Source organism: Mycobacterium sp., assembly GCF_004298145.1.
Lineage (GTDB): Bacteria > Actinomycetota > Actinomycetes > Mycobacteriales > Mycobacteriaceae > Mycobacterium.
Genome location: NZ_SCRH01000014.1, coordinates 22,828 through 38,456, shown reverse-complemented (window position 1 = coordinate 38,456; position 15,629 = coordinate 22,828). Strand labels below are relative to the sequence as shown.

15 protein-coding genes are annotated in these 15,629 nt (G+C 68.4%); 5 read left to right on the top strand and 10 right to left on the bottom strand.

The window, feature by feature from the left end:
- Positions 1 to 108 precede the first annotated feature (108 nt).
- The 7 genes from EPN51_RS05340 to EPN51_RS05310 form a co-directional block, all read right to left on the bottom strand.
- The gene (locus EPN51_RS05340) at positions 109 to 2,382 is read right to left on the bottom strand and encodes a heavy metal translocating P-type ATPase (protein ID WP_293038254.1); all 2,274 of its coding nucleotides are present in this window, start codon (positions 2,380 to 2,382) and stop codon (positions 109 to 111) included.
- Positions 2,379 to 2,591 (bottom strand): heavy metal-associated domain-containing protein, encoded by a 213-nt coding sequence (locus EPN51_RS05335; protein ID WP_293038251.1) that lies wholly within the window; start codon positions 2,589 to 2,591, stop codon positions 2,379 to 2,381. Before EPN51_RS05335 ends, EPN51_RS05340 begins: the two co-directional genes overlap by 4 nt.
- A gap of 67 nt (positions 2,592 to 2,658) precedes the next feature.
- On the bottom strand, positions 2,659 to 3,429 hold the full coding sequence (locus EPN51_RS05330) for an SDR family oxidoreductase (RefSeq protein WP_293038248.1): 771 nt from the start codon (positions 3,427 to 3,429) through the stop codon (positions 2,659 to 2,661).
- Complete coding sequence (locus tag EPN51_RS05325; protein WP_293038245.1) at positions 3,429 to 4,250, bottom strand: mycofactocin-coupled SDR family oxidoreductase; 822 nt, start codon at positions 4,248 to 4,250, stop codon at positions 3,429 to 3,431. Before EPN51_RS05325 ends, EPN51_RS05330 begins: the two co-directional genes overlap by 1 nt.
- Positions 4,251 to 4,268: 18 nt before the next feature.
- A complete protein-coding gene (locus tag EPN51_RS05320) occupies positions 4,269 to 5,333 on the bottom strand; it encodes a hypothetical protein (RefSeq protein ID WP_293038242.1) in 1,065 nt (354 codons plus the stop codon).
- Positions 5,323 to 6,483 carry a sulfotransferase gene (locus EPN51_RS05315; RefSeq protein ID WP_293038239.1) on the bottom strand — a complete coding sequence of 387 codons (1,161 nt, stop codon included), beginning with the start codon at positions 6,481 to 6,483 and terminating at the stop codon, positions 5,323 to 5,325. Before EPN51_RS05315 ends, EPN51_RS05320 begins: the two co-directional genes overlap by 11 nt.
- 44 nt (positions 6,484 to 6,527) lie before the next feature.
- Positions 6,528 to 7,403: an SDR family NAD(P)-dependent oxidoreductase gene (locus EPN51_RS05310; protein WP_293038236.1), complete on the bottom strand. Its 876-nt coding sequence runs from the start codon at positions 7,401 to 7,403 to the stop codon at positions 6,528 to 6,530.
- A gap of 140 nt (positions 7,404 to 7,543) precedes the next feature.
- On the opposite strand from EPN51_RS05310, the gene EPN51_RS05305 reads away from it, so the two are divergent.
- Both EPN51_RS05305 and EPN51_RS05300 read left to right on the top strand, forming a co-directional pair.
- Positions 7,544 to 8,509, top strand: a complete 966-nt coding sequence (locus tag EPN51_RS05305) for a LysR family transcriptional regulator (RefSeq protein WP_293038233.1) — start codon at positions 7,544 to 7,546, stop codon at positions 8,507 to 8,509.
- Between the two features lie 39 nt (positions 8,510 to 8,548).
- Positions 8,549 to 9,019 carry an SRPBCC family protein gene (locus tag EPN51_RS05300; RefSeq protein WP_293038230.1) on the top strand — a complete coding sequence of 157 codons (471 nt, stop codon included), beginning with the start codon at positions 8,549 to 8,551 and terminating at the stop codon, positions 9,017 to 9,019.
- On the opposite strand, the gene EPN51_RS05295 is transcribed toward EPN51_RS05300, so the two are convergent.
- Both EPN51_RS05295 and EPN51_RS05290 read right to left on the bottom strand, forming a co-directional pair.
- Entirely contained in the window at positions 9,020 to 9,580 is a 561-nt protein-coding gene (locus tag EPN51_RS05295) for a pyridoxamine 5'-phosphate oxidase family protein (protein ID WP_293038227.1), read from the bottom strand.
- A 307-nt stretch (positions 9,581 to 9,887) separates the two neighbouring features.
- Complete coding sequence (locus tag EPN51_RS05290) at positions 9,888 to 10,523, bottom strand: TetR/AcrR family transcriptional regulator (RefSeq protein WP_293038224.1); 636 nt, start codon at positions 10,521 to 10,523, stop codon at positions 9,888 to 9,890.
- 144 nt (positions 10,524 to 10,667) lie between these two features.
- Here EPN51_RS05290 and EPN51_RS05285 point away from each other — a divergent pair, with 144 nt between their 5' ends.
- From EPN51_RS05285 to EPN51_RS05275, 3 genes are all read left to right on the top strand, one after another.
- Complete coding sequence (locus EPN51_RS05285) at positions 10,668 to 11,291, top strand: TetR/AcrR family transcriptional regulator (RefSeq protein ID WP_293038221.1); 624 nt, start codon at positions 10,668 to 10,670, stop codon at positions 11,289 to 11,291.
- A gap of 92 nt (positions 11,292 to 11,383) precedes the next feature.
- Entirely contained in the window at positions 11,384 to 13,183 is a 1,800-nt protein-coding gene (locus tag EPN51_RS05280; protein WP_293038218.1) for an NAD(P)/FAD-dependent oxidoreductase, read from the top strand.
- 38 nt (positions 13,184 to 13,221) lie between these two features.
- Positions 13,222 to 14,766, top strand: a complete 1,545-nt coding sequence (locus tag EPN51_RS05275; protein WP_293038417.1) for an NAD(P)/FAD-dependent oxidoreductase — start codon at positions 13,222 to 13,224, stop codon at positions 14,764 to 14,766.
- On the opposite strand, the gene EPN51_RS05270 is transcribed toward EPN51_RS05275, so the two are convergent.
- A complete protein-coding gene (locus EPN51_RS05270) occupies positions 14,758 to 15,600 on the bottom strand; it encodes an SDR family oxidoreductase (RefSeq protein WP_293038215.1) in 843 nt (280 codons plus the stop codon). The two genes, EPN51_RS05275 and EPN51_RS05270, sit on opposite strands and share 9 nt — an antisense overlap.
- Between the last annotated feature and the right edge of the window lie 29 nt (positions 15,601 to 15,629).

Genomic DNA, 15,629 nt, shown 5'->3' with positions numbered 1-15,629 from the left:
GGTTTCGCGAGACGGCGGCCGGACCCACTATCCCATACGATCGCGACCCGCCGGCCGACCGTTTCTGTGTGGGGGCCGACCGGTCGCGGGAGGCCCGTTGGGCGCGGCTCACGCGTCGGTGATGACGCTGGCGAACGAGCGCAGCCGCAGGCTGTTGCCGACGACGAGAAGGCTGGAGAGTGCCATGGTGGCGCCGGCCAGCATCGGGTTGAGCATGCCGAGCGCGGCGATAGGGATCGCGGCGAGGTTGTAGCCGAAGGCCCACACCAGGTTGGCCTTGATGGTGGCAAGCGTGCGCCGGGAGAGCCGGATCGCGTCCACGGCCGCACGCAGGTCGTCGCGGATCACGGTGAGGTCGGCCGCTTCGATCGCGACGTCGGTGCCGGTGCCCATCGCCAGGCCCAGATCGGCGGCGGCCAGCGCGGCGGCATCGTTGACGCCATCGCCGACCATGGCGACCACCTTGCCCTCGGCTTGCAGGCGTTTGACGGCGGCGACCTTGTCGACCGGCATCGCGTCGGAGATCACCTCGGCGATGCCCAGTTCGTCGGCGATGCGGGTGGCGACGGTGTGGTTGTCGCCGGTGAGCAGCACCGGGGACAGGCCCAGCCGCTGGAATTGCCGCACGGCTTCGCCGCTGGACGGTTTGACGGTATCGGCGACGACCAGGATTCCCCGGGCCAGGCCGTCCCAGCCGACGGCGACGGCGGTGTTGCCCTCGCGCTCGGCGCGGGCTTTGGCCGACGACAGCGCGGCGTCGAGGCGCACCCCGCGCTCGGTCAGCAGGTCCGCACGCCCGACGACGACGGCATGGCCGTCGACCGTGCCGTGCACGCCCACGCCGTGAACCCCGGTGAAGTCGGCGGGCGCGGGGAGCGACCCGAGTTGCGCCGTGGCGCCGCGGGCGATCGCCTGCGCGATGGGATGTTCGGAGGCGGCTTCCAGGGCCCCGGCGTAGCGCAGCAGCGTCGCGCGGTCGGTCCCGGTCCCGCAGATCACGTCGACCAGGGTCATCCGGCCGGTGGTGACGGTGCCGGTCTTGTCGAGCACGATCGTGTCGATCTTCCGGGTGGATTCGAGCACTTCGGGCCCTTGAATGAGGACGCCGAGCTGAGCCGCTCGGCCGGTGCCGACCAGAAGGGCGGTCGGCGTCGCGAGTCCCATCGCGCACGGGCAGGCGATGATGAGCACCGCGACGGCCGCCGTCAGCGCGGTGGTGAGCGAGAAGCCCGCCGTGAGCCAGCCGGCCAGCGTCGCGACCGCGAGCACCATGACGACGGGAACGAACACGCCGGAGACGCGGTCCGCGAGGCGCTGCACCTGGGCCTTGCCGGATTGGGCCCGTTCGACGAGCTTGGCCATCTGCGCGAGCTGAGTGTCGTCGCCAATCCCGGTGGCGCGCACGACAAGCCGGCCGCCGGCGTTGACAGTGCCGCCGGTGACGGCGTCGCCATCGCCGACCTCGACGGGGATGGACTCGCCGGTCAGCATCGAGGCGTCCACGGCCGAGGAACCCGCGACCACAATCCCGTCGGTCGCGATCCTTTCGCCGGGACGCACGACGAACTCGTCGCCGACCGCCAGCCGCTCGATCGGGATGCGGGTCTCGGCGCCGGCACGCAGCACCGCGACATCCTTGGCGCCCAGTGCCAGCAGTGCGCGCAGCGCGGCGCCGGCGGTCCCCTTGGCCCGCTTCTCGAAATACCGGCCGGCCAGGACGAACAGGGTCACGCCCGCGGCCACCTCGAAGTAGACGTGGCAGGGGGTGTCGTCGCGCCCGATGGTCAGCTCGAAGTCGTGCTGCATGCCCGGTTGCCCGGCGGTCCCGAGGAAGAGCGCATAAAGGGACCACAGGAACGCGGCCAGTGTCCCGATAGAGACCAGGGTGTCCATGGTGGCGGCGCCGTGTTTGAGGTTGGTCCAGGCGGCCGCGTGGAAGGGAAGCCCGCACCAGACGACGACCGGAGCCGTCAGGGCCAGCGATGCCCAGTGCCAGTGGTGAAACTGCAGCGCGGGAACCATCGCCATGGCGATCACCGGCCCGGCCAGCACGGTCGCGGTGATCAGACGCCTGCGCAGCGACGTCAGCTCAGGGTCGTGCTGCGGCGAGCGTCGCGGCAGGGCGGCCGCGTAGCCGGCCTTTTCGATCTCGGTGATCAGGAGCCGCGGGTCGTATCCGGCGGGGGCGGTGACGGCGGCCTTCTCGGTCGCGTAGTTGACCGTGGCGGTGACGCCGTCCAGCTTGTTGAGTTTCTTTTCGATCCGGGCCGCACACGAGGCACAGGTCATCCCGGTGACCTCGAGCTCGATAGGGAATGTGGCGGCCGAATCGTTGCCGTCGGGGAGGACGCCCTCGTTGATGTGCCGCGGGGGTGTGCTCATGCGACCGGGACGGCCTGGTAGCCGGCCTCGTCGACCGCGGCGAGGACGGCGTCGGCATCGATGGGGGCCGCACTGGTGACGACGAGCCGGCCGGTGTCGGCGCTGACCGTCACGCCGTCGACGCCGGGGATCCGGGACACCTCGCTGCGGACAGCGGCCTCGCAGTGCGCGCACGTCATCCCGTTCACCCGATATTCGCTGGTGGGCATGCCGCTCCTTCTCGCTACCCCGCTGCAGGTCTTGATCCCACCATTGTGCCTGCCCCCGCGATTCGGGCTATTGCCGCAGGTGCGATCCACCGCCGATGTACCAGACCTGACCGGTGATCCACTCGGCCTCGTCGGACAGCAGGAACGCCGTGATCGCCGCAAGGTCACCCGGCGTACCCAGCCGGCTGGTCTTGCCGAACGTCAGGAAGGCCTGCTGGAGCGCGACGTCGTTCTGCCGCTCCTGGGTTTCGCCCATCACCAGGCCGGGCATGACGCCGTTGCTGCGGATGTTGTGTTTGCCCCAATTGACGGCCACGTGCCGGGTCAGGTGGTTCACGGCGGCCTTCGAGGCGCCGTAGGCGACGTGTGACGGGTCGCTGCCGAGGGCGGCGCCGGACGAGGTGTTCACGATGCTGCCCCCGCCCCGGGCGAGCAGGTGCGGCAGGACCGCGCGGATCGTGCGGACATACCCCATCAGGTTGACGTCGAGCGTGCGCTGCCAGACGTCCAGCTCGGTATCGAGGATCGTGGTGTCGCGTCCCAGGTTGTCCTCGGACAGGTCGGCGCCGACGTTGTGCAGGCCGTGCAGGGCCCCGAACTCGTGCAGGGTCGTCTCGACCAGGCGCCGCACGGACCGTTCGTCGGCGAGGTCGAATTCGACCGCGATGGCCCGGCCGCCGGTCGCCTCGATCCGCTCGGCGGTGACGGTGGCGCCGGCGATGTTGTTGTCACCGATCGCCACGTGAGCGCCTTCTTCGGCAAGGCGCTGGGCGGTGGCCGCGCCGATTCCGGTGGCCCCTCCGGCGACCAGGAATACCTTGTCGGCCAGGCCGCGCATCAGACGTACCCGACACCGATGTCGACCGAAACCTGGGTTGCGGTAACCAATCTGGACTGATCCGAGGCCAGCCAGGCCACGGCGTCGGCGATGTCCTCCGGCTGCGCAATCCCCTCGGGCAGCAGCGGCTTGTGCATGCCGCGCAGGTGCGGGTAGTCGTCGGCGGCCGCTTGCAGCGCTTCCCGCATCCGGCCGGTGCCCATCGGGGTGGCGACCGCCCCGGGGTTGAGGCTGTTGACGCGGATGTTGTACCGGCCGAGTTCGGCGGCGAACGCCCGCGCCATCCCGACCACGGCGTGTTTGCTTGCGGTGTAATGGATCATGAACGACTGCATCTTGATGCCGGCCGCCGAACCGATCAGGATGATCGAGCCGCCGCGGCCGCCGTCGATAATGTGGCGCGCCCCGGCCATCACGGTGTTCCAGGTGCCGATCACGTTGGTGTCGATGGTTTCTCGGAATGCCTGCGCGGTGATCTGATCCCAGGGTGCGGGGCTGCAGATCCCGGCGTTGGCGACGATGACGTCGAGCCGGCCCAGTTCGCCCACCGCGCCATCCACGGCGGCCGACAGCGCATCCAGGTCGCGGATGTCGGCCTCGGCGGTGATGATCCTCCGGCCGTGGGCGCCCACCAGTCGCGCGGTTTCGGCCAGATCGTCGGGCGTCGGCGAGTCGTAGGGGACGCTCGGCGGCAGCGGCCCGGCGAGATCGACCGCGATGATGTCGGCGCCCTCGGCCGAAAGACGCTCGGCGTGCGCCCGGCCCTGCCCGCGCGCGGCACCGGTGATCAGCGCGACCTTTCCCGAGAGTGACTGGCTCATGTGTGGTGTGGGTTCCTTTCAGTCGCGCGCGATCTTGTCGAGCGGGTTGGAGCGTTCCAGCATGCCGTATGTCTCTTCGCCGTCCCATCGGTAGCGCACACCGGCCTGCTGGACGGCGGGGAACTCGGCCATCTCCTGTTTGAGGGCGTGCATGGAGTACATGTCATCGTCGTGCTGGATGTCGTGGGTGGAAAACACTGTCTCACCGTCGATTTCGACGAGGCCGTCGGCGGTCTGAAGCACCAGCGAAACGTCCTCGCCGAGCGGTCGCAGGCGCGTCAGCCATGGCGCCCGGATCGCCCGGGCCGGGACGAGGCCGCCGTCGCCGGTGAAGATGAATCCCTCGTTGAAGGTGGGCCGGCCGTCCGGACGTGGCGGGTAGGCGATGTAGCCGAAGGCACAGCCGCTGCCGAACACGGCCGACTGCCAGCAGTGTCCCCAGAAGCCGGCGAGTTTACGCACCCCGGTACGGCGGATCCGCAGGCCGCTCCCGGTGAACGTGTGGCTCTCGTTCGCCACCCGGAATTCCCCTGTGGCGGTGAATAATTGCTCATACCGTGGGCCGCCCATGATCTCGCCGACGGCGGTGGTTTCGAGCTGGGTGCCGGCGTCGCGCTGCAATGCGCCCTGGACCCACGGGGGCACGGCCATCTTCGCTTCGACATGGAAGCCGATGTCGACCGAGGGGCCCTCCTTCCTGCCGTCGACCAGGTCGGCCGACGACGTCTGTATCGCCGGTCCGTCGTAGGACATCGTCCAGGTATCGAAGGGTTCGATGCACTGAAATGCCAGGCCGCCGGCGCCCAGCACGGTCGGCCGCCCGTCGGCCCCGCGGGTGGGCAGCGACGGCCCGTTGGTGCGCAGCCGGTAGACCCGCCCGTCGGGAAACGCGGCGTTGACTTGAATGTCGTGGAAGTCCCAATTGGCGCCCACCGCCTCGATTCCGATGCGCGGCAGGCCGATCTCGCCGCGGTCGTCGACGACCCAGAAGCTCACCGAGTCACGCATCTCGGGATCCTTGGGACGTTGCGCCAGCACATACTCGCGCGACGGGTCGATACCGCCGGTGAGGTCAACAGCCATTGCTCTTCTCGCTCCTTACGTTTGGATGCCGCGTCCACCGCCGCGCGCTGTCCACATAGCGGGCGAACCGGGGGCGAACGTCGTCGAGATCGATACCGAACTCCACCGGGTCGGCGTGCGAGCTCGGCTCACGCTCGGAGGCGGCGTGCCCCCACCAACTGCGCATCCGCGCTTCGAACTCGGCGGACACCGGGACCCCTAGCCAGGCGTACAGCCCGGCGACCTCGCCGATGGGGCCGGCCTGCATGGCGCGAAAGTCGATGTCGTAGAAGCGATCGTCAGCGCCGGCGGCGCGAAAATCCAGCGCCCGCTCCATGCCCAGCGACCAATGCTCGACGTTGAGCCGACCGATGTAGCGGCGGTCGATCCGGGTGTTGAACGACCCGATGATGTCCGCATACAGATCGGCCACCGACAACAGGACGTCGGTGGGGTCGCGATGGGTCATCACGAATCGCGCGTCGGGGAACGCCGCGTCCAGGGCGTCGAGCCACAACACGTGTGACGGGCATTTCAACCGCCACGGCCGCTCCGGTTCACCCCACTGCAGGAGTTGCATCACGCGGCGCTGGTAGCGAAACGTTGGGGTGAGGTCGGCGTACTGCACCAGCCACGTTGAGTACGAGGGGATTTCGGCGAACGACTGAAAAATGTGCGACTTGAAATCGAGCGCCATCAGCTCGTGGCACTCCATGGGGCCGTGCGTGTCGCCGGGAACGTGGTAGCGGGTGCCGATCATCTCCCCCTTGTCCGGCGGGACGCGTGGATCGACACCCCGCACCGTCGACGGCGGGGGACAGGGTTGCGCCGACTCCCACCGGCGCAGATACCGCACCTCGGGATCCTGGGCCAGCAGCATCGACAGGGCGGTGGATCCGGTCCGGGGCAATCCCAGACCCACCAGCGGTTCACGGATGGGCACGTCGCCGATCTCCGGGTGCCGCCGAAACCAGTCCTCGACCTGTAATCGCTGCGACAGATAGCCCACGATGCGTTGCCGCAGAAAGGCTCCGCCGCGTTCATTCAGCTGCGCTTCGTCGCGCAACGCGGACAACAGGACGTTCAGGCCTTCGGTGAAGGAGTCGTCGCCGAAGTCGGTGAGGCCGGTCTGCGCCGCGGCCTGATCCATCACCTCATCGGTTGTCGGCACGGCTATCTCCCTGGTGTCCCTCGTGAAAGTTACTGCGGCAGTGGTCAGCCCATCCACTGCCCGCCGGCGACGTCAATGGTCTGCCCGCACAGGTAATCGGCCGCCTCGGAGGCCAGGAACGCAACCATGTTGGCGGCTTCCTCGGGCAACGAGGCGCGCCCCAGCTGGACCTGGTGGGTGATCGCCTCCTGGATGGCGCCGCGGCCGGCGCGTTGTTTGTCGTCCTGAGGGTCGAGCAGGTACCGGCGCATCTCCGGTTTGATCATGATGCCCGGCGCCACGCCCAAGACGTTGACGCCGCGAAGCGCGACCTCGTGCGCGAGGTTTCGGGTGAACCCGATGACCCCGGCCTTGCACGCGTTGTACACCACCAGCCCGCGCTGCTGGATGCGGCCGCCGACCGAGCCGATGTTGATGATCTTCCCGGAGCCCTGGTCGAGCATGTGCTCAAGGGCGGCGTGCGCCCCATACATCATCATCGTCAGGCTGCCCAGCACCGTGTAGTCGATCTCGTCTTTCGTCTGCTTCTCGAAAGGGCCGGCGGCGACCATCACCGGGTTGTTCACCATGATGTCGAGCCCACCGAGTTCGCGGTGGGCTTGTCGCACCGCGCCGTGCACCTGGTCCCAGTCGGACATGTCGGCTTTGACGGGAATGGCCCGCACCCCCCAGCGCTGCTCGACTTCCTTCGCGCGGCGTTCGACCTTCTCGAAGGTGCGACCGATGAGCGCCACCTCGGCGCCGCAGCCGGCCAGCCGGTTGGCGATCGCCTGCCCCAGGCCGTCGCCGCCGGCACCGGTGACGAAGGCCTTCTTGCCGGACAGGTCCATCAGTTCGGTCACGCGCTTACCGACGATGTGCTCCGGCAACCGATCCAACCCGAGCAGCTGCACCCAGTCCTGATCGTCCTGAACCGTCATCGTCGACCTTTCGTCAGCCAGACCGGGACGGCATCGCCGACCCCACCTCGTCGACGATATGGCGGCATCACGGCCAGCAGGTAATACCAATTCGGGAAAGCAGTCATGCCGCATTTATATGGCTGGTAGATGTGGAGGCGATGGATACCCACCGGCTGAAGTACTTTCTGCGGATCGCGGAGGAGGGCTCGATCACCCGCGCGGCCGCGGTGCTGGGAATTGCCCAGCCGGCGCTGAGTCGCCAGATCCGGCTGTTGGAGGAGGACCTCGGCATCACGCTGTTCGAGCGGACCCGGCGGGGCGTGCATCTCACCGAGGAGGGCGAGCGGTTGCGCTCCTCGACGGCCGCGCCGCTGCGTCAGCTGGAGCTCGCCCTCCGGTATGCCGGATCGCCGTTGGCGCGGATCGAGCGGGGACTGCTGTTCGGCATGGTGCCCACCGCCGCCGGCGTCTTGGCCGCGCCGCTGCTGGCAAGCCTTGGCGCCGCGTTCCCGAATGTCCATTTCCACGTCGCCGTGGCCGAAACCGACGATCTGGTGCAGCGCCTGCTCAAAGGCGCGGTCGACCTCGCGGTGATCAACCCGGTCTCCGACGACCGGCTCTTCTACCGGCACCTGGTGGTCGAGGACCTCCTGCTGGTCGGAGGGCCCGCGTCGGATCTCTCGCCCGCCAGCCCGATCCGCTTCACCGAGCTGGCCAAGTTACCGCTGGTCATGCCCAGCGCACAGACCGGCATTCGAAACACGTTGGAGAACACCGCACTTCGCCTCAAAGTGGCCATCACGGCCCGCTTTTCGACCGATTCGGTGGAGGTGTCCAAGCGCCTGGTCGAGTCGGGGCTCGGGTACGCGGTGCTGCCCTTGGCGGCGTGCGGCGCCGACGTGGAGGCGGGACGGCTGCGGTGCACCTCGATCCGCGAACCCCAGATCAACCACCAGCTCGGCGTGGCCGCCACCTCGGCGCTGGAACTGCCCCGCGAATTCGCGGCGAAGATCGGGGTCGTGTTGCGCGAAGAGGTCGCGCGGTTGACCAAATCCGGCTTCTGGCCGGCGCGTTTCGAGCCGTCGCCGGTGTGGGACCCGAGCCTTCCCGAGCCGCGGAACTGAACGGGATTACGCTGCCGGGTAGCGGAAAGGAGATTCGCAATGACCGTCACTGTCGTCGACCGGGGACCCCGCCAGGTGAGTCGCAGGGTCGAGGTGGCCGCGCCGGCGGCCGAGCTCTATGCCATCGTCGCCGATCCGCGGCGGCACCACGAACTCGACGGGTCGGGCACGGTGCGCGACAACGCCGCCATGCCGTCGCAACTCCTTGAGGGCTCGAAGTTTTCGACGAATATGAAGATGTTCGGTGTGCCCTACCGCATCACCTGCACGATCACCGCGCTGCAGCCGAACGAAGTGGTCGAATGGCGCCACCCGGTGGGTCACCGCTGGCGGTGGGAATTCGAGGCGCTCTCACCCACCCTGACGCAGGTTACCGAGACGTTCGACTACCGCGATGCCGGTGCGCTCAAGAACAAACTGAGGTACTACGAGCGGATGGGGTTCGCCAAGGCGAACGCCTCGGGCATCGAGGCGACGCTGACCAAACTGCGGGATCGCTACGCGGGGTGATCAATCCGCGGTCGGATCGGCGGCGTCCCAAGGCATCACACCGGACACCCAATGGCTCAGTTCTCGGGCCTGGTCGTTGCGGTGCAGATGCCGCGGCGGCGTCGCGTACGTGGAGTAGGGGCGGCAGCGGATGACCACGCGGTCCTCGCGTTCGCACATCGCCTGGATGTGCGGGCGGGCCTCGTCACCGAGTGGCCGGCCGGACATTCGGCCCGCAACCGCCATCATCACGTCGACCGCCAGATCCCGGTCCTGCTCGACGGTGGCGTCGGCGTAGACCTGCAGATAGGCGAACGGCCACCGCTCGTCGAGGACGCACAGGCTCACTCTGCCGTCACGTTCGACCACGCGGGCCTTGCCCCTGCCGGCCATGGTGGAGACGAGCAATTCGTCGGTGTCGGTGGGGATGTAGTACACGACCGACATGCCCGGGCCGTCGTCGCGTCGGCGGTAGCCGAACACGCAGGTGCGATGGGTGCGCACGAATGCGCGTCGTTCCGAGGGAAGCATGTCGCGCTCGGTCGGAGCGGTGAAGGGCTCCGCGGCCAAGGGGAGGAGCATGACGAATTGTCCTCGCTGTCAAGGGGGTTGATCCGGATCGTACCGCCACTTTTCCAGCCGCTCCGCATGGGTGTCCCTGCTGATCGAGTACCCGGCGACGGGGCCGAACGCGTGGCCAATCGCGAGCGATGCCCGACGAGGTCGCTTTCGGGTTGCGGCTCATCGTCGCCGGGCTCGAAAAATTGCGCGGGTGAACGGTTTCACGGCGTGAACCGTGGCGGGGGTGGATGACCGCGTTCAGGCGCCCGAGGGGCCCCTCTTTGATGACCGATCACACGCCGAGCCGATGGGGCCAACTCCGCAACCGCTACGGCCGTGCCGGGCGCGCGAAGAGTGTTCCCCGCAGTAGCCCCTTAGCCGAGGCCAGCGTGGCCGCATAGGCCTCCGGGCCCAGGTTGGCCGCCCGTTCCGTGAGACCGCGGGCCAGCGCGTGGATCGCATTCACCGCGGCATCCGGATCGGTGCCGGCAGGCAGTACCCCGCGCGCGTGGGCTTCCCCGACAATCTCAGTGATAATGTCGCGCAACGCTTTCAGTCCGGAATACTGCACCCGGGTGCCGCCGCGGCGCTCGTTGCCTGCCACCCGGATCGCCCGCTCGAAGGCGGCCAGGTACGGATAGTCGCGCATCAACCGGCTCGACTCGTCGAGCACCGCCACGATGCGATCGACGGCGTCGTCGTCCCGCCCGGCAGCGGCACGCAGCCGGGGGAGTGCGGTGCGCTCCATTTCGGCGACGGTGGCCTCGAGCAGTTCGGACTTGTTCGAAAAGTAGTGATACAGGCTGCCGCTGGTCATATCGGCCGCCCGGGCGATCTCCCGGATCGTCGCACGCGCGTAGCCCGCCTCGGCCACCCGGCGCATCGCCGCGGTGATGATGCGCGCGCGGGTCCACTCACCGTCGGCGCCGACGGGCCGGCCCAATTGCGACGGCGTCACGGCCATGCCGCGCGCCACCCGCCGCCGGGCCGTTGGTCACGCACTGCGCACCTCCGCGCCGAAACCGTCAAGGGAAATTGATCGCTCGATTATATTCGATGTGTCGGACGGTCGGCCGACGGACAGGATGCGACCAGTGAAGGTGGCCCCGTGACACGGGCGCAACTCGGACGCCCGGTTGGTGCCAGCGGCGAGGAAACCCGCCAGCGGATCATCGTCGCCACCATGCGGTGCGTGGCCTCCGCGGGATACGCCCACGCGACGATCCGTGAGATCGCCCGCACCGCCAGCGTGACCAGTGCGAGCCTGTACAACTACTTCCCGAACAAGGCCGAGTTGATCAAGGCCGCGGTGGCGGCGCGGACCGACGTCGCGGTCCCGCGGCTGCGTCGGGCGGCCGCCCGTCCCGGCGATGCCATCGCGCGAATAGAAGCGGTCCTCGACGAGTCGGGCCGACTGATGCGCGAGTACCCCGATCTCGCGGCGTTCGAGTGGGTGATCCGGGCGGAAAGCGCCATCGCCCTGGATGCACACGAGGCGGGCAACCCGGGGTTCCGGGCATTCCGCGAAATCATCGACGGCATCGTCGACGACGCTTCCCGCGGCGGCGAGCTCGCCGGCGATCGGCACAGCGTCGTCGAGGCGATCTACGCGCTGATCTACGGCTTGGTCGAGTTGGCGGCGACGCTGCCGGCCGAGGACTACCATGCGGCGCTGGCCTCGGCCAAGGCGCTGATCAGGGGGACGCTTCTCGCCGCGGAGCGGCGCGCATAGCGGCGGGCAAACGCCGCCGATGTCGCGAACATCCCTTGATATGATCAAGCGATTGATTATATAGTCGTGGCCACGGAGAGGAACTCGAGTCCGTGACTGAGACCGTTGGCCAGGCCCTCGACGTCGACGCGCTGCGACGCCGGTACGCCGAAGAACGCGCGCGCCGCTTACGCGCGGACGGCGTCGCCCAGTACGTGGAGATGACGGGCGCGTTCGCCCGGTTCGCCGAGGACCCGTGGGCGAACGGGGACCTCGCCCGCGAGCCACTCACCGACGACGTCGATGTGGCCATCATCGGCGCCGGGTTCGGTGGACTGCTGACCGGGGCGCGGTTACGCCAGCTCGGCGTGCGCAGCGTGCGGCTGATCGACAGGGCGGCCGACGTCGGCGGCACCTGGTACTGGAACCGCTATCCCGGAATCGCTTGTGACGTCGAGTCGTACGTGTACATGCCGTTGCTCGAGGAACTCGGCTACACCCCCACCGAAAAGTACGCCAAGGGTCCCGAGATCTTCGCCCACTGCCAGCGCATCGCCCGACACTACGACCTCTACCGCGACGCCTGCCTGCGCACCGACGTGCGGGAAATCCGTTGGGACCAAGGCGAATCGCGCTGGATCATCCGCACCGACCGGGGCGACGAAATGCGGGCCAGGTTCGTGTCCATGGCCAACGGGTACCAAGCCAAGCCCAAGTTGCCGGGCATCGAGGGACTCGGCGCGTTCGGCGGGCATGCGTTCCACACCAGCCGTTGGGACTACGCCTACACCGGGAAGAACCTGCAGAATCTGGCCGGCCGGCGCGTCGGCATCATCGGAACCGGCGCCACCGCGATCCAGTGTGTACCGCACCTCGGCCCGGCGGCGGGGCGGCTCTACGTGTTCCAGCGCACGCCGTCGTCGGTGGATGTGCGGGCCAATAGTGCCACGGATCCGCAGTGGGCCAGTGCGTTACGGCCGGGCTGGCAACACCGGCGGATCCAGAACTTCCAAATCCTCACCGCCGGCGGCCAAGCCGACGAGGATCTGGTCGCCGATGCCTGGACGAGCATCACCCGCAAGCTTCCGGTCATGCGTCACGACGGTGACGGCCTCGCGGATCCCGAAAAACGTGGCCGCGACATCGAGCTGGCCGACTTCGCCAAGATGGACGAGATCCGGGCACGGGTCGACGCGATCGTCGCGGATCCCGCTACCGCCGAGGCGCTCAAACCGTGGTACGGGTACTTCTGCAAAAGACCCTGCTTCCACGACGAGTATCTGCAGACGTTCAACCGTGACAACGTCACACTGGTCGACACCCAAGGGCGTGGGGTGCAGCGCATCACCGAAGCCGGCGTGGTTGTCGACGGCGTGACCTACGAACTCGAATGCCTCATCTTCGCAACGGGTTTCGAGGTGGGCACCGACTACTGTCGTCGCACCGGATTCGACCTGATCGGCCGTGACGGGGTGACGCTGAGCGAGCACTGGGACGACGGCGTGCGCACCTTCCAAGGCCTGTGCACGACCGGATTCCCGAACTGCTTCATCGAGAGCATCGCCCAGGCCGGCCTGACGGTGAACTTCCCCTACCTGCTCGACGTGCAGGCAACCCACGTCGCCTGGATCATCGCGGCGGCACTCGCCGGCGGCATCACCGAGCTCGAGGCCTCACCCGGCGCCGAAGCCGCCTGGGTCGACACGGTGGTGGCGCGGTCGACGGCGAGCGCGGAGCGCGCCAAGACGTGTACACCCGGCTACTACAACCGGGAGGGAAAGGCCGACGCCAAGACGCGGCAGGGCAGCTTCTTCTTCGGCGCACCCACCGAGTACGCCGACATCCTGCAGCACTGGCGTGCCGACGGAGACCTGGCGGGACTGCTGATCCACCGCACGCAGGACGGACCGTGACAAGCCGAAAAGCCCGATGGCTCTACGCTGTTGGGCGGATGCGGGCGGCGACGCGGCGTCGCCGGTCGCCGAAGGTGGCCATCATCGGGGCGGGTTTCGGTGGTCTGGGTGCCGCGGTCGCGCTGCGCCGCGCCGGCATCGACGACCTGGTGATCATCGAGGGGGCCGACGGTGTCGGCGGCACCTGGCGACGCAACACCTATCCCGGGGCCGCCTGCGACATCCAGAGCCACCTCTACTCGTTCTCCTTCGCGCCCAACACATCCTGGAGCCGCACCTACGCGCGGCAGCCCGAGATCCTGGCCTACCTCGAATCGGTGGCCGACGATTTCGATCTGCGGCGCCACCTCATGCTCGACACCACGGTGCGGTCCCTGCACTGGAACCCGCGCGCCCGGGCGTGGGAGTGCCGATTGAACCGGAACGGGACTTCCGCCACGTTGACCGCCGACGTCGTCGTGTGCGCCGCCGGCCTGTTCGGTTCCGTCAAGGTACCCGACATCGACGGCCTGGCCGGGTTCGCCGGTCCGGTGCTGCACACCGCGCAGTGGGACCACCGCCTCGATCTGGCGGGACGCAAAGTGGCGGTGATCGGGACCGGCGCCAGCGGGGTACAGGTGGTGCCCGAGCTGGCGAAGACCGCCGGGCACGTCACGGTTTTCCAGCGCACCCCGCCGTGGATGGTGCCCAAGGACGATCGCCCTTACAGCGCAACCGAATTGACCCGGTTCAGACGCAGCCCCCTCGCGCTGCGGCGCACCCGCTGGCAGATCTGGAAATTCCAGCACGACAACACCGCGACCTTCGCCGACGACCCCGTGGTCACCGCGCGCACGCAGATCGCGACGTCGTTTCTGGACCGCACCGTCGACGACGAGCCGCTGCGCCGGGCGCTGACGCCCGACTACCCGTTCCGCTGTAAGCGAGTGTTGTTGGGCGACGACTATTACCGGGCGTTGCAGCGGGACAACGTCGAATTGGTCACCACCCCCATCGCGCGGATCGGCGAGACATCGGTGATCAGCGCGTCGGGTCGCGAAATCGACTGCGACGTGATCGTACTGGCGACCGGTTTCGAGACGTCCCGCTACCTGTCCGGCGTCGAGGTCACCGGCGCCGGCGACCGGCGGCTGCACGAGCACTGGGGTGATGACCCATGTGCCTACCTGGGGGTGGCGGTCAGCGGATTCCCGAACTTCTTCATGCTGTATGGCCCCAACACCAACCAGGGCGGCAACTCCATCGTCTACATCCTCGAGGCCGGGGCGCGGCTGGTCGCCAGCGCGGTGAGCCGGCTGGCCCGCCGCGGCGGATACCTCGATGTGCATCCCGAGGCCGAAAAGCGGTTCAACGACCAGCTTTCCGCGGACCTGGCACGGACCATCTGGACGCAGTGCGACAGCTACTTTCGTTCGCCCACCGGTCGCATCGTCACCCAATGGCCCTATACCGAGCTGGAGTACGCTCGCCGGACCTGGCGGTTACGGCGCCGAGAGTGGATACACCGCACGGCCGCGCCACCGCGGAATGTCGCGCACCCCGTCGATGGTGAAACACGGTGTGCGCCCGCATCTTCAGGCTGAGCTGGCGGCGGCCGCCCGGGCTCGCTCGGTCATCGACGCGATCACCCCGCCGTCGTTGAGGATATCGGTGCCGGTGAGGTAGCCGGCCTTGTCGCTGGCGCAGAAGGCGAGCAGCTCCGCCATTTCCTCCGGCTTGCCCCACCGGGGGACCGCGGCGTCGGCCACCATCGCACCGGCGCCCGCCTCCTCCTCGAGCCTGCCCATCTCGGTGTCGATCGACCCCGGGGAAACCGAGACGATGCGCAATCCGCGCGCGTTGAATCGCTCCGCCTGCGACTGGCTGTACCACTTCACGAAGCTCTTGCTCAGGGCGTACGCGAGCCCGGGGCGCGCCTCCTCGGGGGCGATGCCGCACGCGGCCATCATGGCGTCCATGAAGGCGTCGACGTCGTTCAGCGCCAGCGGGAATTGTTCTGCCGGAATGATTTCCGCGGGCAACATGTGCGCAGCCATCGAGGCCACGTTGACGATCACCGCGCCCTCGCCGGCGAGCGCATAGAACTCCTCGTCGACGTTGACGGTGCCGACCGCATTGGTCCGCATGACGTAGTCGGCGGGGCCCATGCTCGGGCTCACCCCCGCGGTATGGATGACGGAGACGATCGTCCCGAGGTTCGTGGCGGTGCCGAGCAGGTCCGCGACAGCTCGCCGGTCGGTGACGTCACAGTTCGCGAGCGTGGGAGTGATCCCGAGTTCGCGCAGGGTGGTGGCGCTCTCCGTCAGCCGCTCCTGCCGGACGTCGCAGAGCACCACGGTGTGGTCGCGGCCGACGATTTTCGCGGTGGCCAGGCCCATACCGCCCGCCCCGCCTGTGATCACGGACACTCGGTTCATACCTGGACCGTATACGGTGCGCGATCGTG

Excerpts from the sequence above, each read along its gene's own strand:
- EPN51_RS05340 (WP_293038254.1), bottom strand. The coding sequence starts at position 2,382 with ATGAGCACACCCCCGCGGCACATCAACGAGGGCGTCCTCCCCGACGGC.
- EPN51_RS05335 (WP_293038251.1), bottom strand. The coding sequence starts at position 2,591 with ATGCCCACCAGCGAATATCGGGTGAACGGGATGACGTGCGCGCACTGC.
- EPN51_RS05330 (WP_293038248.1), bottom strand. The coding sequence starts at position 3,429 with ATGCGCGGCCTGGCCGACAAGGTATTCCTGGTCGCCGGAGGGGCCACC.
- EPN51_RS05325 (WP_293038245.1), bottom strand. The coding sequence starts at position 4,250 with ATGAGCCAGTCACTCTCGGGAAAGGTCGCGCTGATCACCGGTGCCGCG.
- EPN51_RS05320 (WP_293038242.1), bottom strand. The coding sequence starts at position 5,333 with ATGGCTGTTGACCTCACCGGCGGTATCGACCCGTCGCGCGAGTATGTG.
- EPN51_RS05310 (WP_293038236.1), bottom strand. The coding sequence starts at position 7,403 with ATGACGGTTCAGGACGATCAGGACTGGGTGCAGCTGCTCGGGTTGGAT.
- EPN51_RS05305 (WP_293038233.1), top strand. The coding sequence starts at position 7,544 with ATGGATACCCACCGGCTGAAGTACTTTCTGCGGATCGCGGAGGAGGGC.
- EPN51_RS05300 (WP_293038230.1), top strand. The coding sequence starts at position 8,549 with ATGACCGTCACTGTCGTCGACCGGGGACCCCGCCAGGTGAGTCGCAGG.
- EPN51_RS05295 (WP_293038227.1), bottom strand. The coding sequence starts at position 9,580 with ATGCTCCTCCCCTTGGCCGCGGAGCCCTTCACCGCTCCGACCGAGCGC.
- EPN51_RS05290 (WP_293038224.1), bottom strand. The coding sequence starts at position 10,523 with ATGGCCGTGACGCCGTCGCAATTGGGCCGGCCCGTCGGCGCCGACGGT.
- EPN51_RS05275 (WP_293038417.1), top strand. The coding sequence starts at position 13,222 with ATGCGGGCGGCGACGCGGCGTCGCCGGTCGCCGAAGGTGGCCATCATC.
- EPN51_RS05270 (WP_293038215.1), bottom strand. The coding sequence starts at position 15,600 with ATGAACCGAGTGTCCGTGATCACAGGCGGGGCGGGCGGTATGGGCCTG.